16 protein-coding genes and 1 pseudogene are annotated in these 14,496 nt (G+C 63.5%); 10 read left to right on the top strand and 7 right to left on the bottom strand.

The features are described 5' to 3' along the window. The first annotated feature begins 234 nt into the window (after positions 1-234). Positions 235-753: a disulfide bond formation protein B gene (locus tag NKI88_RS28160; protein WP_352658701.1), complete on the top strand. Its 519-nt coding sequence runs from the start codon at positions 235-237 to the stop codon at positions 751-753. 283 nt (positions 754-1,036) lie between these two features. Here NKI88_RS28160 and NKI88_RS28155 read toward each other — a convergent pair whose 3' ends face one another. Continuing rightward, positions 1,037-1,594, bottom strand: coding sequence for an HNH endonuclease (locus NKI88_RS28155; RefSeq protein WP_008874122.1), 558 nt, complete (start codon positions 1,592-1,594; stop codon positions 1,037-1,039). 128 nt (positions 1,595-1,722) lie between these two features. Further along, the gene (locus tag NKI88_RS28150; RefSeq protein ID WP_023685318.1) at positions 1,723-2,364 is read right to left on the bottom strand and encodes a DNA-3-methyladenine glycosylase family protein; all 642 of its coding nucleotides are present in this window, start codon (positions 2,362-2,364) and stop codon (positions 1,723-1,725) included. Positions 2,365-2,438: 74 nt separating this feature from the next. On the opposite strand from NKI88_RS28150, the gene gluQRS reads away from it, so the two are divergent. Further along, complete coding sequence (gene gluQRS, locus NKI88_RS28145; RefSeq protein ID WP_023686689.1) at positions 2,439-3,314, top strand: tRNA glutamyl-Q(34) synthetase GluQRS; 876 nt, start codon at positions 2,439-2,441, stop codon at positions 3,312-3,314. Here gluQRS and NKI88_RS28140 read toward each other — a convergent pair whose 3' ends face one another. Continuing rightward, positions 3,315-3,602 carry a hypothetical protein gene (locus tag NKI88_RS28140; RefSeq protein WP_023671677.1) on the bottom strand — a complete coding sequence of 96 codons (288 nt, stop codon included), beginning with the start codon at positions 3,600-3,602 and terminating at the stop codon, positions 3,315-3,317. Between the two features lie 219 nt (positions 3,603-3,821). On the opposite strand from NKI88_RS28140, the gene NKI88_RS28135 reads away from it, so the two are divergent. Further along, on the top strand, positions 3,822-4,697 hold the full coding sequence (locus tag NKI88_RS28135) for a DMT family transporter (protein WP_031195766.1): 876 nt from the start codon (positions 3,822-3,824) through the stop codon (positions 4,695-4,697). Here the strand turns inward: NKI88_RS28135 and NKI88_RS28130 are convergent. After that, positions 4,694-5,545 carry a YihY/virulence factor BrkB family protein gene (locus NKI88_RS28130; protein ID WP_023671675.1) on the bottom strand — a complete coding sequence of 284 codons (852 nt, stop codon included), beginning with the start codon at positions 5,543-5,545 and terminating at the stop codon, positions 4,694-4,696. The genes NKI88_RS28135 and NKI88_RS28130 overlap by 4 nt on opposite strands. Before the next feature lie 60 nt (positions 5,546-5,605). On the opposite strand from NKI88_RS28130, the pseudogene NKI88_RS28125 reads away from it, so the two are divergent. From NKI88_RS28125 to NKI88_RS28095, 7 genes and pseudogenes are all read left to right on the top strand, one after another. After that, a pseudogene (locus NKI88_RS28125) lies at positions 5,606-6,473 on the top strand (SDR family oxidoreductase). A 24-nt stretch (positions 6,474-6,497) separates the two neighbouring features. Then, on the top strand, positions 6,498-6,689 hold the full coding sequence (locus NKI88_RS28120; RefSeq protein WP_023671673.1) for a twin transmembrane helix small protein: 192 nt from the start codon (positions 6,498-6,500) through the stop codon (positions 6,687-6,689). Positions 6,690-6,708: 19 nt separating this feature from the next. Next, positions 6,709-7,290 carry a cob(I)yrinic acid a,c-diamide adenosyltransferase gene (locus NKI88_RS28115; RefSeq protein WP_027050720.1) on the top strand — a complete coding sequence of 194 codons (582 nt, stop codon included), beginning with the start codon at positions 6,709-6,711 and terminating at the stop codon, positions 7,288-7,290. A gap of 29 nt (positions 7,291-7,319) precedes the next feature. Continuing rightward, positions 7,320-8,120, top strand: a complete 801-nt coding sequence (locus NKI88_RS28110) for a rhomboid family intramembrane serine protease (RefSeq protein WP_027050721.1) — start codon at positions 7,320-7,322, stop codon at positions 8,118-8,120. 214 nt (positions 8,121-8,334) lie between these two features. Next, the gene (locus NKI88_RS28105) at positions 8,335-9,084 is read left to right on the top strand and encodes an electron transfer flavoprotein subunit beta/FixA family protein (protein WP_023694013.1); all 750 of its coding nucleotides are present in this window, start codon (positions 8,335-8,337) and stop codon (positions 9,082-9,084) included. A gap of 20 nt (positions 9,085-9,104) precedes the next feature. Further along, positions 9,105-10,034 (top strand): electron transfer flavoprotein subunit alpha/FixB family protein, encoded by a 930-nt coding sequence (locus NKI88_RS28100; RefSeq protein ID WP_023685323.1) that lies wholly within the window; start codon positions 9,105-9,107, stop codon positions 10,032-10,034. Positions 10,035-10,154: 120 nt separating this feature from the next. Next, complete coding sequence (locus NKI88_RS28095; RefSeq protein WP_023671668.1) at positions 10,155-11,033, top strand: 3-hydroxybutyryl-CoA dehydrogenase; 879 nt, start codon at positions 10,155-10,157, stop codon at positions 11,031-11,033. A gap of 27 nt (positions 11,034-11,060) precedes the next feature. Here NKI88_RS28095 and NKI88_RS28090 read toward each other — a convergent pair whose 3' ends face one another. The 3 genes from NKI88_RS28090 to NKI88_RS28080 form a co-directional block, all read right to left on the bottom strand. Next, positions 11,061-12,995 carry a PAS domain S-box protein gene (locus NKI88_RS28090; RefSeq protein ID WP_352658697.1) on the bottom strand — a complete coding sequence of 645 codons (1,935 nt, stop codon included), beginning with the start codon at positions 12,993-12,995 and terminating at the stop codon, positions 11,061-11,063. A 201-nt stretch (positions 12,996-13,196) separates the two neighbouring features. Continuing rightward, entirely contained in the window at positions 13,197-13,835 is a 639-nt protein-coding gene (locus NKI88_RS28085) for an NrsF family protein (protein WP_023671666.1), read from the bottom strand. 1 nt (position 13,836) lies between these two features. Continuing rightward, positions 13,837-14,388, bottom strand: a complete 552-nt coding sequence (locus tag NKI88_RS28080; RefSeq protein ID WP_023671665.1) for a sigma-70 family RNA polymerase sigma factor — start codon at positions 14,386-14,388, stop codon at positions 13,837-13,839. Between the last annotated feature and the right edge of the window lie 108 nt (positions 14,389-14,496).

Below are 14,496 nucleotides of genomic sequence, written 5' to 3'. Positions count from 1 at the left end.
GTGGCCTGCCTCATATTTTTAAACGACACTGTGTTTCTGGTTTGTTCCGGGGCTGCGGCCCCGCTTGGCGTAATACATAAGGTATTAAAGCGACACGGTTTTGGTTTGTTGGGGCGGCGCCGGCCCCGCCGCCCTGATTTTGCTCTATATCGTCGTCAAATACGCCTTCTGACCGCCCAAGGCGGGCGGTGGGTCAGGACTATGCCGGCGGACGGCGAATTCAACGGACGAAACATGACAGCCACGATGACAGCCGATACCGGACGCCAGCGGACGCGCACCGCTTTGTTTCTCGCCGTCGCCATGGCCGCCACGGTCGGCTCCGCGCTCGCCTTCCAGCACATAGGCGGCTACATCCCCTGCCATCTGTGCCTGGAGCAGCGCACGCCCTATTATATCGGCGCCCCGCTGATGCTGCTGGCGGTGATCGCCTCGATTTTCAGCGCACCCGCATGGCTGACGCGCGGCCTGCTTGCCGTCGGCGGCCTGCTGATGCTCTACGGGCTCTATCTCGGCGTCTATCATTCGGGCGTCGAATGGGCCTGGTGGCAGGGCCCGGCCGATTGCACGGCCGGCGCCGGCCCGGTCGACACCGGCGGCAAGGGCGTGCTCGACGCGCTCGACAAATTCGTGCCGCCATCCTGCGACAAGGCAGCCCTTCGTATCCTCGGCCTGTCGCTGGCCGGCTGGAACGCCATAGCCAGCTTCATCCTCGCCGCCGTCGCCTTCCGCGGCGCGCTGGCGCGCGACTGATCTAGCGACGCGAGAAACAGAACTCGCACCGCCCATTCTGCGGCTGGGCTTGAACGGTTGCGCCGCCCCTCATTGCCCTGCCGGGCATTTCTCCCCGTATAGCGACTGGGAGAAAGACACTTTCATCCATGCTTTCGCCAATTTTCAACGTTGCAGAACGAGCGCCGAGGTTGCAGCCAATTCCCTTTTCCCCGTCACTATAGGGGGAGAAGGTGGCGGCAGCCGGATGAGGGGCAGCACCTGACATCGGCGATTGCCCTGGCAAGGCCGATCGCGCCAATCCCTACGGCTCCAACTCCACATCCCAGTAGAGATAATCCATCCAGCTTTCATGCAGATGGTTGGGCGGGAACAGCCGGCCATTGTTGTGCAGGTCGTGCACGGTCGGCTGGTATGGCTTCTGCAGCGGCCACATCTTGGCGTGCGCCGGCATCATGCCGCCCTTCCTCAGATTGCAGGGTGAACAGGCGGCCACGACATTCTCCCACGTCGTGGCCCCGCCGCGATGGCGCGGGATGACGTGGTCGAAGGTCAGATCCTCGGGCGTGCCGCAATACTGGCACTGGAAGCGGTCGCGCAGGAACACGTTGAAGCGGGTGAATGCCGGGTGCCTCGACGGCTTCACATAGGCCTTCAGGCTGACGACGCTGGGCAGCTTCATCGAAAAGGTCGGCGAAGACACCGCATGCTCGTATTCGGCGACGATGTTGACCCGGTCGAGGAACACCGCCTTGATGGCGTCCTGCCAGGACCAGAGCGACAAGGGGTAATAGCTGAGCGGACGGTAATCCGCATTCAGCACCAGCGCAGGAAGCCCATCCGGAGATACGGCAACCGTCACCTTGTTGACCTCCTCGTTCTAGAACCGATCGGCGCGGATACTGTAAGCCCGACATGACAGGGATGTGAAGCGGATTGTCATCAGCCAAAAGCGGCAAAAATGCAGGATTTTCATGCTTTTTTACGGTTTCAGGCCGGAGGTGCTGCGTCCCGGCCCCTGGTTTCGCGATAATAGGACCAGAAAAGCCGCGATGCGACGCCTCGCCACGGGCTCCATGATTCGGCCAGGGCGATCAGCGTTTTCTCCGGCGGACGCGGCTCTATGCCGAGCGCGTGGCCAACCGCGCTCTGCAGCGCGACGTCGCGCGCGGGGAAAATATCGGGGTGGCCGGCGGCAAACAGGAGATAGACTTCCGCCGTCCACGGGCCGATGCCCGGCACCGCGATCATAGCCGCGATCGCCTCTTCGGCGTCGAGCGAACAGAGGTGATGCAGGTCGAGCCCCTCAACCACGGCCTGCGCAACCGCGATCAGACCGCGCTGCTTCGGCCGCGACAGCCCAGCCTCACGAAACATGTCCTCGCCGGCGGCAAGGATCGCCTGCGGCGTTAGCGGATCGACCAGTTTCACCAGCCGGCCGAAAATGGCATCGGCGCTCGCACGGGATACTTGTTGCGAAACGATAATGGAGGCCAGGCTTCGAAAGCCGGGCTCCGACAGCCGCAGCGGCACCTCTCCGGCCATGCCGCGCACCTTTTCCAGGCGCGGATCGATTGCGCAAAGCGCATCCAGCCCGCGCGCAATATCGTCCAGTGTCGCGATGCGTTGCATGTTTTCTTGTTCCTGAACCGACCTCACGGTAGCAATTGGCAAAACCGCTGCACAACCCGATTGCCGCTTGTGAGATGACGCTCCTGACATTCCGCTTCGCGCCGAGCCCGAATGGCGAACTGCATCTCGGCCATGCCTATTCGGCACTGCTCAACCAGCAACTGGCGCGTGCGGCCGGCGGCCGCCTGCTGCTGCGCATCGAGGACATCGACACGATCCGCTGCACGCCTGAATTCGAGGCCGGCATCTTTCGCGACCTCGAATGGTTAGGTCTCGAATGGGAACAGCCGGTGCGGCGCCAGGCCGAGCATTTCTCCGACTATCAGGCCGTGCTCGACCGGCTGGTCCGCGAAGAACTCGTCTACCCTGCCTTTATGAGCCGTGGCGAGATCAGGGCCTTCATCGCCGACAGCGAAAAGCGCGGCCGCGGCTGGCCGCGCGACCCGGACGGCGTGCCGCTTTATCCCGCCGCCGACAAGGCGCTGCCGGTCAGCGAACGCAACCGCCGCATCGCCGAAAATGCGCCCTTCGCCTGGCGCCTCGACATTGATGCAGCGCTGGCGCGCGTCGGCACGGATTTGTCCTGGCGCGAATTCACCAACGAGACGCTTTCGGCGACGCAGCGAGTCGAGGCGCGTCCGCAGGACTGGGGCGACGTCATTCTGGCGCGCCGCGACATCCCGACCAGCTATCACCTGGCCGTGGTCGTTGACGACGCTCTGCAAGGCGTCAGCCATGTCGTGCGTGGCCGCGACCTTTATTCCGCGACCGGCATCCAGCGCCTGCTGCAGGAACTGCTCGGCCTCGGCCAGCCGCAGTATTTCCACCACCGTCTCATACTCGGACCGGATGGGCGCAAACTGTCGAAGAGTTTTGCTGATACCGGCCTTGCCGCGCTGAGGCCGGCAGGCATGTTGCCGGACGATGTCAGGCGGCTGGTCGGGCTCTGACTAAAGCCGGGCCAGCCCCGCCTTGAGCAGCGCCAACGCGCCTATAAACGCGAAGGCGCCGCCCAGTCCCCAGGCAACCGCGAGCTTCAGATCTCTCAGGACGATGCCATGTTCGTTCGCGGCCATGACCGCGGCGAAAAAGCCGAGCGTGAACAGCAATGTGTTGCCGGTCGACCCAAAACCGTCCTCCTGCATGATGGCGTCGAGCGCTGAACCGAAGAAGAAGCCGAACACGGCCACACTGGCCACCGTCATCAAAAGCCAGCTTGTGTCGAGATGCAACAGCATGCGCGCTCCCTGTCGAAGCCAAAACGCCATGTCGCCGGATCCATCGACAGAAGTCGATTGCCCTGACGCCGCCCTTTGAATTCGGCCACCTCCTACATCAGGATGAGCTTATGTACCAATTGTTTCGCTTTGCTTGCCGGATTGAACCGCATTAGAGCAATTGCCGTATTTGTCTCTTCACCGAATCGGACCTCTCCACCGGAAACGGCTTCCCCGAAAATGCACAGTCTCAAGCGGTTCATCCCCGCCTCGTTTGTCGTCCTGTGGGCGACAGGTTTCATCGGCGCGCGCTACGCCATGCCCTGGGCGGAGCCCTTCACCTTTCTGGCGGCCCGCTTTGTCATCGCCGCCTTGCTGCTTGCCGGGCTGATGCTCGTGCTTGGCTCGAAGCGAGCCACAAGGGCAGAAGCGCTTCACGCCACGGTCGCCGGCATCCTCATGCATGGCATCTATCTCGGCGCCGTGTTCTGGGCGATCCACAGGGGCATGCCCGCCGGGCTTTCGGCGCTGATCGTCGGCCTGCAACCGCTGATCACCGCCGTGCTTGCCGGCCGGTTCCTCGGCGAGGACATCCTGCCGCGCCACTGGGCCGGCCTTGCCGTCGGCCTTGTGGGAGTGATCATCGTGCTGTGGCCGAAGCTCGGCGCTCTCGGCGGCGGCGTTACGCCCGAAACCCTGACGGCGTCGCTGGTCTCGGTGCTGGGCATGAGCGCCGGGACCATCTGGCAGAAGCGCTATGCCTCGGGTGGCGACCTGGTGGCGGCGACGATGTGGCAATATATCGGCGGCGGCTCGCTGATGATCCTGGCTTCGCTGGCACTGGAGACCCACACGGTGATCATCAACGGCGAACTGATCTTCGCCATGGCCTGGCTGGTCCTGGTGCTGTCGATCGGCGCCATCTTCCTGCTGATGGTGATGATCCGCGACGGCGAGATGTCGAAGGTCGCGTCGCTGTTCTACCTGGTGCCGGCCGTCACCGCTGTCATCGCCTGGGCGCTGTTCGGCGAACAGCTCAGCCTCGTGCAGATCGTCGGCATGGCAATCGCGACGCTCGGCGTCGGGCTGGCCACGGCTCGGCCAGCCAAAACCTAGCTGCCGACCCGTGCGCGCGCTTCGAGAAAGCGGCTGATCGCCGCATTGAGTTCGCCGCCGAGGATGAAGATCGCCGACAGCATATAGAGGAAAACCACGGCGATCATGATCGAGGCGAGGCCGGCATAGGTCGTCACATAGGACGAGAAATGGTCGAGGTAGGTCGCGAACATCGTCGAGCCGACAAGCCACGCAGCCAGAGTGAAGATGATGCCAGGCACCAGCGAGACAAAGCGGCGCTTGCCCGCCGGCAGCCAGTAGTGGACGGCAAACAAGCCACCAATGATGACGGTTGAGGCGATGACGTAGCGCCACAGCGTGATCGTGCCCGTATAGGGTTTGATCCACTCGAAATGAGCTTCCGCCAGCCGCGCCAGCAAAGGCGCAAAGACCAGGAGCACGCTGATCGCCAGGAAACCGGCCGTCGCGATCAGCACGAAGAAAATGCTCTGCACCCGGCGGTAGATGATGCCGCGCGTTTCGGCGACGCGGTAGGCGCGGTTGAGCGAGGTGCGCAGCGCCTCGATGCCGTTGGAGGCGAAATAGGCCGCCAGAAGCACGCCGTAGGTCAAAAGATCGGTGCGCCGCACGGTCAGCACGTTGAGCACCTCGCGCGCGATAGGCTTGGCGATCTGTTCGGGCCAGGTGTCGAAGACCAGGTGCACGGCAGTATCGGCGAACGCCTGCGCACCGAGGAAGCTCGCCAGCGTGGTGGCGAAGATCAGGAACGGGAACAGCGCCATGAGCGAAGTGATCGCCAGATGGCTGGCCATGGCCCAGCCGTCATCGGTGTTGAAATGGCCAAGCGCGTCATAGAGCACGCGGCGCAGCACGACGATATTCCGCATCAAGAGCCGCGTTCCCTTCGATTGTCTCGACGCCGCGAATATGGGAAGGGATTGTGGCAAATGGCAACCCTTGCTCAAACCACGATGCCGCCTGCCAAAGAGTTGCGCACCATCATCGTCACCGGCGCCTCGTCCGGGATAGGCGCCCACTGCGCCCGTGCGCTGAAGGCGGATGGCTGGCGCGTGTTTGCAACGGCGCGCAAGCCGGATGACATAGCCGCACTTGAAGCCGACGGCATCGAGGCCTTTTATCTCGACTACCGTGAGCCGGATTCCATCGCAGCACTTGCGGCATCGGTGCTGGAGCGGACAGGCGGACGCCTCGACGCCCTGTTCAACAACGGCGCCCATGCACAGCCCGGCGCCGTGGAAGACCTGCCGGTTGCGGCATTGCGCGAGCAGTTCGAGGCCAATTTCTTCGGCTGGCACGACCTCACCCGACGCATCGTACCGGTAATGCGTCGCCAGGGACATGGCCGCCTCGTTCATTGTTCCTCGATCCTTGGGCTAGCGCCGGGTGCCTTTTCGCGGCGCCTACTCAGCCTCCAAGCACGCGCTCGAAGGCCTGATGCTGTGCATGCAGCAGGAACTCAGGGGCAGCGGCATCCATGTCTCGCTGATCGAACCGGGGCCGGTGACCTCGAAAATCGCCAGCAACGGGCTGTTCTGGTTCCTGAAAAACATCGACCACGAGAATTCCGTCCACCACGTCGCCTATGCCGCGCAGCTGGCGCGGCTTCGGGCCGGCGGCAGCTCATCACGGCTGAAAAAGGGGCCGGAGGTGGTCTATGCGGCCTTGCGCCATGCACTTCTGTCGCGGCGCCCGCGCCCGCACTATGTGGTAACAGTGCCGGCCAGGATTGGCGTGATGCTCAAGCGCATCCTGCCGGCATCGATGCTCTACCGCGTTCTGGCCGGACGCGCCTGATCGCAACAGAACTGGGAACAGATCATGGCAACCGTCATCAAAGTCCTCCTCGTCCTCGTCATGGTCGCCGTGGTGATCGTGCTTGTCCGCGGCCTCATCAACATGATGCGCGGCGGCTCCGGTGTGAGCTCGAACAAGCTGATGCAGGCACGCGTGCTGCTGCAGGCGCTGGCGTTGGCACTAATCCTGCTGGTGGTGTATTTCACCCGCAAGTGACGGCCGTTCGGGAGGCGACGTGGTCAAGCTCAACAAGATCTACACCCGCACCGGCGATGACGGCACCACTGGCCTCGGCACCGGTGAACGCAGGCTGAAATCCGACCTGCGCGTCGATGCCTACGGCACCGTCGATGAAGCCAATGCCTGCATCGGCATCGCCCGCCTGCACACAGCGGCAAGTTATCCCGCCATCGACGCCATGCTGTCCCGCATCCAGAACGATTTGTTCGACCTCGGCGCCGATCTCGCCGTGCCCGACGACGGCAAGCCGCTCGGCTACGAGCCGCTGCGCATCATCGCCTCGCAGACCGAGCGCGTCGAAAAGGATATCGACCTTCTCAACAAGGATCTGCAGCCGCTCAAATCCTTCGTGCTCAATGGCGGCACGCCGGCGGCGGCAGCACTTCATCTTGCCCGCACCGTGGCGCGACGGGCCGAGCGGATCATGGTGGCACTGGCGCAGGACCCGGCCGAACATGTCAATCGCGAGGGGCTGAAATACATAAACCGCGTCTCGGACTTTCTGTTCGTCGCCGCTCGTGCGGTCAATGACAACGGAAATGCCGACGTGTTATGGGTGCCCGGCAAGAACCGCTGAATTTTCGAAGGCGGGAAAGGGCTTGGGGCATGTTCATCCCGCTTTACGACTCCAACAGGTTGCGCCACATCCGGCTGCAATATGTGACGATCGGCCTGATCGCGGCCAACGTGTTGGTCTTTCTCATCACCACGATCGGCGGCGAAAATTTCAACAACGCCGCCGTGCTCGGCCTCGGCTTCATCCCTTCGGTTGTCCACGACACGGCAGAACTCTCGCCCCAATTCGTCGTCATTCCGGAGAGCCTGAGTTACCTCACCTATGCCTTCCTGCATGCCGATATCTTTCATCTCGGCGGCAACATGCTGTTCCTGTGGGTGTTCGGCGATAATGTCGAGGACGCACTCGGCCACATCCGCTACCTTATCTTCTACCTGCTTTGCGCCATCGCCGGCGCCTTCTTCCAAGGGCTCGTCGCCTGGAGTTCGGAGGTGCCGCTGATCGGCGCCTCCGGCGCCATTGCCGGCGTCGTCGCCGCCTATCTGGTCCTCTACCCCCGGGTGAAAGTGTGGGTGCTGGTCTTTGCCCGCATTCCGCTGCGTATCCCGGCCTTCATCCCGCTGATCCTGTGGATCGGCTTCCAGGTGGTGATGTTTGCCGCCGGCGGCGAAAACCAGATATCCTGGGCCTGCCATATTGGCGGCATCATTGCCGGTGGCGTGCTGGTGCTCATCATGCGCAGCCGCGGCGTGCCGCTGCTCGCCGGTGACGACGGCGAGCCGGAACCCGCCGATCAGCCAGCCGCTTCTACTGGGCCGGCGCCAGCCGGTCCCGCTCCCGTGCAACCTGAGACGCGTTGGGGCCGGGGTGGCGCTTCCGGTCACAAGTGAACCGATTTGGGTGGTTTGGCCGCTGCCGTGGCATATTGACGTGTTGCGTCGCCACAACTACGGAGAGCGCCACCGCTAGGCGGCAGAAGACCAGAATTCGTCCGGCCAGGATTCCGTTTGGCCGGAATTCAGTCAGGAATGTCGGCTTTCGACAACTCTGCGGAGGCGCACGCTGCTATAGCGCGCCCGGATATCTCAGGAGAGGTGACAGACAATGAAGATCCTTGTGCCCGTGAAGCGGGTTGTGGATGCGAACGTCAAGGTTCGCGTCAAGGCCGATGGTTCGGCGGTGGAACTCGCCAACGTCAAGATGGCGATGAACCCGTTCGACGAGATCGCGGTGGAAGAGGCGCTCCGGCTGAAGGAAGCCGGCAAGGCCGAAGAGATCATCGTCGTTTCGGTCGGCCCGCAGCAGGCGCAGGAAACGCTCCGCACCGCGCTCGCCATGGGCGCCGACCGCGCCATCCTGGTCAAGACCGACGAGCAGACCGAGCCGCTCGGCGTCGCCAAGGTGCTGAAGGGCGTCGTTGACGCCGAACAGCCCGGTCTCGTGATCCTCGGCAAGCAGGCGATCGATGATGACTCGAACCAGACCGGCCAGATGCTGGCCGCCCTGCTCGGCTGGGCACAGGGCACTTTCGCCTCCAAGGTCGTGCTCGACGGCGACAAGGCCAAGGTGACGCGCGAAGTCGACGGCGGCCTGCAGACGGTGGAACTGAAGATGCCGGCGATCATCACCGCCGATCTTCGCCTCAACCAGCCGCGCTATGCCTCGCTGCCCAACATCATGAAGGCCAAGAAGAAGCCGCTCGACGAAAAGAGCCCGGCCGATTACGGCGCCGACGTCAGGCCGCGCCTGAAGGTGCTCAAGACCGAGGAGCCCAGCGGCCGCAAGGCAGGCGTGAAGGTCAACAGTGTCGCCGAACTGGTCGACAAGCTCAAGAACGAAGCCGGCGTGCTCTGAGACTGGAAGGAACAGATAAAATGACCATTCTCCTCATCGCAGAACACGACAACGCCAGCCTTTCCGACCAGACCGCGAAGGCGCTCTCGGCGGCGCTGCAGATCGGTTCGGACGTGCATGTGCTGGTCGCCGGCAAAGGCGCCAAGGGCGCGGCCGACGCCGCTGCCAAGCTCGAGGGCGTGAGCAAGGTGCTGCTGGCCGAGGCCGACGAACTGGCCGAGCGCCTCGCCGAACCGCTCGCCGCACTCGTTGTCTCGCTGGCCGGCGCCTACGACACCATAATCGCGCCGGCGACCTCGTCGGGCAAGAATGTCGCGCCGCGCGTGGCGGCCCTGCTCGATGTCGCGCAAGTCTCCGAGATCATCGAAGTGGTTTCACCAGACACGTTCAAACGGCCGATCTATGCCGGCAACGCCATCCAGACGGTGCAGTCGAGCGACGCCAAGAAGGTCATCACTGTGCGCACCGCCTCCTTCCAGGCTGCCCCGGAGGGCGGCTCGGCAGCTGTCGAGACGGTCAAGGCCGCGGCCAATCCCGGCCTCTCCACTTTCGTCGAGAACAAACTCTCGGAAACCGACCGTCCGGAGCTGACCTCGGCCAAGATCATCATTTCGGGCGGCCGCGCGCTCGGTTCCTCGGAAAAGTTCCAGGAAGTCATCCTGCCGGTCGCCGACAAGCTCGGTGCAGCCGTCGGCGCCTCGCGCGCTGCCGTCGACGCCGGCTACGCCCCGAATGACTGGCAGGTCGGCCAGACCGGCAAGGTCGTGGCGCCTGACCTCTATATTGCCGTCGGCATTTCCGGCGCCATCCAGCACCTTGCCGGCATGAAGGATTCGAAGGTCATCGTCGCCATCAACAAGGACGAAGAGGCGCCGATCTTCCAGGTTGCCGATTATGGCCTGGTCGGCGACCTGTTCGTCATCCTGCCGGAACTGCAAAAGGCGCTTTGACGCTTTCTGCCAAAGCGTATTAAATTGTGAAAGGGTGGGGTAGACGAAGCTGCCCCACCCTTTTAGTTTGCACTGCACAAAAAGCAGGCCGCAAAGGCCTTTTCGACGGGATCGCTGCAAATGGCCAAGATCGAGACGATCGGCATCATCGGCGCCGGCCAGATGGGCGGCGGCATCGCGCATGTATCAGCACTTTCGGGTTTCAAGGTGCTGATCTACGACGTCTCGCCCGACCGTATCGAGAAGGGCATTGCCACGGTCAGCGGCAACATGGCCCGCCAGGTCGGCTCCGGCAAGCTTGAGGAAAAGCTGCGTAACGAAGCGATGGCGCGCATTTCCGCAGCTCCCACCATGGCTGATCTCGCCGGTGCCGATCTGGTTATCGAGGCGGCGACCGAGGACGAGACGGTCAAGCGCAAGATTTACGCGCAGCTCTGTCCGCAGCTCAACCCGGAAGCCATTCTGGCGACCAACACCTCGTCGATTTCGATCACCCGGCTTGCGGCGCAGACCGACCGTCCCGAGCGTTTTATCGGCATACATTTCATGAACCCCGTGCCGCTAATGAAGCTGGTCGAACTGGTGCGCGGCATCGCTACCGAGGATCAGACCTTCGAGGCGGCCAAGGCCTATGTGAAACAGCTCGACAAGACGATCACCGTCTCTGAAGATTTTCCGGCCTTCATCGTCAACCGCATTCTGTTGCCGATGATCAACGAGGCGATCTACACGCTCTATGAGGGGGTAGGCTCGGTCGATGCCATCGACACCGCCATGCGGCTCGGCGCCAACCATCCGATGGGACCGCTGCAGCTCGCCGATTTCATCGGCCTCGACACCTGCCTGTCGATTATGCAGGTGCTGCATGACGGCCTGTCGGATTCGAAATATCGCCCCTGCCCGCTGCTGGTGAAATATGTCGAGGCCGGCTGGCTCGGCCGCAAGACCGGGCGCGGCTTCTACGACTATCGCGGCGAGCATCCGGTTCCGACGCGCTAACCACCAGAACGAAAGTTCCGTGCTCCCTCAGGACGCCGCTGCAAGCGGCGGCTCTGCTTGGCCTCTTGACCCGGTATCGTCAGGCGCCACGGAAACACAGCCGCGGCCGGCGGCCTTGGCCGCATAGCAGGCAGCATCGGCCCGGGCGATGATCTCGTCGACTTCACCGCTGTTGCTGTGGATTGGCGCCAGCCCGATGCTGGCATCGATCGCATGCGGCCGGCCGCCCCAGCTGAACTGCAGGCCGCGGATGGCGTCGATGACCGAGCGTGCGGCAATCCTGGCGCCGGCGCTCGGCCCGGCTTTCAGGATGACCGCGAATTCGTCGCCGCCGAGGCGGGCCACGATATCCTCCGGCCCAAGCGCACCGCGAATGGCCTCGGCAACCCGCTTCAGCAAGGCGTCGCCGGCGGCGTGCCCGCCAGTGTCGTTGACCAGCTTGAAATGGTCTAGATCGATGAACATGAAATGATGTTCGCCCGCCGGCCTGGCTGTGCCGGCCTTGCGGCTCCGGTCGACCAGTTCCTCCATGGTGCGGATAAAGCTCGAACGGTTGGCAAGGCCAGTCAGCGCATCATGCGCGGCGGCATAGGCGAGCTGGCGCTGCAAGGCGCGCGCATCGGTGAAGTCCTGGAAGACAATGACAAGACCGCAGAACTCCTGGCGGTCGTTCATGATCGGCGACACCACCTGGCGGATGCTGCAGCGTGTGTCGTCGCGACGGATGAGGACGGCGCGACTGTTCTGGTCGACAGGGCTGGCGCTGCCGAGCGCCGGCCGCGTCATGCCGATCCTTTGCCCGGTTTCTTCGTCCACCGCCCAGTAGACATGGCCAAGCGTCTTGCCGAGCGCCTCCGCGCCAACAACGCCGGTGAGCTTTTCGGCGACCGGGTTCATGAAGGTGATGCGGTTGGCGGCATCGGTGCAGATGACGGCGTCGCCGATCGACTGCAGCCTCACCCTCAGCCGCTCCTTCTCGTCGGCCAGCATTGCCGCCGATACGATGAGGCTTTCCTCGGTTTGCTTGCGCTGGGTGATGTCGGTCAGGCTGCCGATGGCCCTGACCAGCCGTCCGTCCTTGTCGCGTTCGAGCGTCTTGCCGCGGTCGAGGATCCAGACCCAGTGGCCATCCTTGTGGCGCATCCGGAACTCGGCTTCGAAGAACGGTGTCCTGCCCTCCAGATGGGCACGATCGGCTTCGGCGACGTTTTCGCGATCGTCGGGGTGGATCATCGCCAGCCAGCGGTCGGGGTCGCCGTCCAGTTCGCCATCGGCATAGCCCAGCATCTTCACCCAGGTGGCGGAGTAGGTGGTGCCGCCCTTCCGCATATCAAGATCCCAGACGCCTTGTCCGGCGCTGGCCAGGGCAAAATTCCAGCGCGTTTCGGCCTCGGCTATGCGCGCCTCGGATTGCTTGCGCGCGTCGATATCCTCGATCTGCGAGACCAGGTAGAGCGGGCGGCCGCTCTTCTCGTCGCGAATGACGGAGCCCGCAAGATAGGCCCATACCGGCGTGCCGTCCTTCCTGAGGTAGCGCTTTTCGAAGTGGAAAGCGTTGACGGTGCCCGCCCGCATGCCGTCCATCGTCTCACGGCCGATCTGCACATCGTCGGGATGGGTTATCTGAAAGAAGGTCAGCGCCTCGATCTCCTGCTTGCTGTAGCCGAGCATGGCGGCGAAGGCCGGGTTGGTTTCGTGGATGCGGCCGTCGAGGCCGACAATGGCGATGCCGATCGCCGAATCCTCCATGGCGCGGCGGAAACGCTGCTCGCTTTCGGCGATCTGCCGGCGATCGTCCAGTATCCGGTAAATGAACAGGGCGGCGAGAATCAGCGCCACGGCGGCGACCGGCACCGATATCTGCAGGCATAGCTTCAGCACTTCGGCGCTGATATCGAGCCGCGACAGCAGGAGCGCGACCACGGCAGCGCAAAGCCCTCCGGCCGCAAGCACCAAAGCCACGTGACTGTCAGCCCGCAGGCTTTTTCGCTCTCGCCGCATCACTGTGCATGCCACCCCATGCGCAACACATTTCTGCAAAAAACACTGGATGATCGATTTTAAGGAAAGGTTGCGCCGGAGCCACCGGCAACACGGTGAACCGCAAACAATTGCCGGCATGATTAAGGATCGGTGATTATTGGGCGATCTTGAACGGCCCGGTCACCAGCGCACGAAGAACCGTCCCCCGAGCGCGCCCAGACCGGCGAGGACGGCGATGGCGAGCGTATACCAGGTGGCGACGAAAAGCGGCGAATCGTCGAAGCAGTGCGCGGCGTAGAAGGTCGCCGCCAGGCCGCCGGCGAGCAGTCCCGCGACCGCCCCGGCCAACACCGGCCGCGTCGGCGCTCCATAGCGCAGCATCCACAGGAAGACGGCAAGCGGGCCGATTCCGATCAGCGGGATGAAGCCCATGCAGATCATCATGTTGGAGCCGACCATGCGCGTGCTCCACATCGGCTCCGGCACCATGAACAGTTCGAGAGCCACCGCCACGGCCACCAGCAGCGGCGCCGCCAGCATCCAGGCCGCGGCTCTTGCCGTCGAAGCGCCCGGCGTCGACAACGCCCGGACCAGGCCAAAGGCGGTGACGGCGAGCACGATGGTGAACACGAACTTCGCCAGGAACCGCATCGTGTGCATGGCGGTCATGATGTCGGGACGCGGGCCGATGGTGAGAAAGAAGACCAGAGCCGCGATCACCGCCGCGGCTGCCGCCGCCATCAACCAGGCCGAGCGCAGCGGCATCGCCTTGCTGCTTGTGTCGGCGTCGAGTGCCTTGATGAGATCCTCCGTCCTCATGTCACTGCCGCCCGAAGCGCCCCTGCCCAAATCGCTTGGCGATCGCGGCAAGCCCGCGATGCAGCGACACCCGCACCGCCGTCTCGCTGACGCCGAGCCTGGCCGCCGTCTCGCCGATGGAGCGGCCGTCGACCGAGATCGAAGAAACGACGGAACGCTGCGCAGCCGGCAGTCCGTCCAGCGCCCGGTTGATGTCGCGTTCGCTGACGGTCTCGGTTTCCGGCTCGGCAAAGGTCTCGGCGATCTCGTCGATCTCGATTTCGATGCGCCGTCCGCGCCGCCGGAAAGCATCGATCAGCTTGAAGCGGGCTATCGCATAGATCCATGGCAACACCGGCGCGTCCTGGCGCCAGGTATGCCGTTTCACATGAATGGCCAGCAAGGTTTCCTGCACAACATCCTCGGGATCGACCCCGCCCTGTACGATCTTGCGCCTCGCAAAGCCGCGAACCAGCGCGGCGATCCGGTGCAAAAAGTCGGCGTAGGCCCTTTCATCTCCCGCGATCGCGGCCCGCATCAGCCGGGAAAGCTCGGCCTCATCCTTGCCGCTCACAAGAGTTCACTCCCTGATCTTCGCGCCTCGGCACCGATTTGTTACGTGTCCGGCGAAATGATGTCCAAGCCAAAGTGCCGCAAAATCACGAAAGTTTGCGGGAGCGGC

This window comes from Mesorhizobium sp. M0317 (genome assembly GCF_040321555.1).
Classification (GTDB): domain Bacteria; phylum Pseudomonadota; class Alphaproteobacteria; order Rhizobiales; family Rhizobiaceae; genus Mesorhizobium.
The sequence above is the reverse complement of the archived record's forward strand: the minus strand, read 5'-3'. Positions and strand labels throughout refer to the sequence as shown.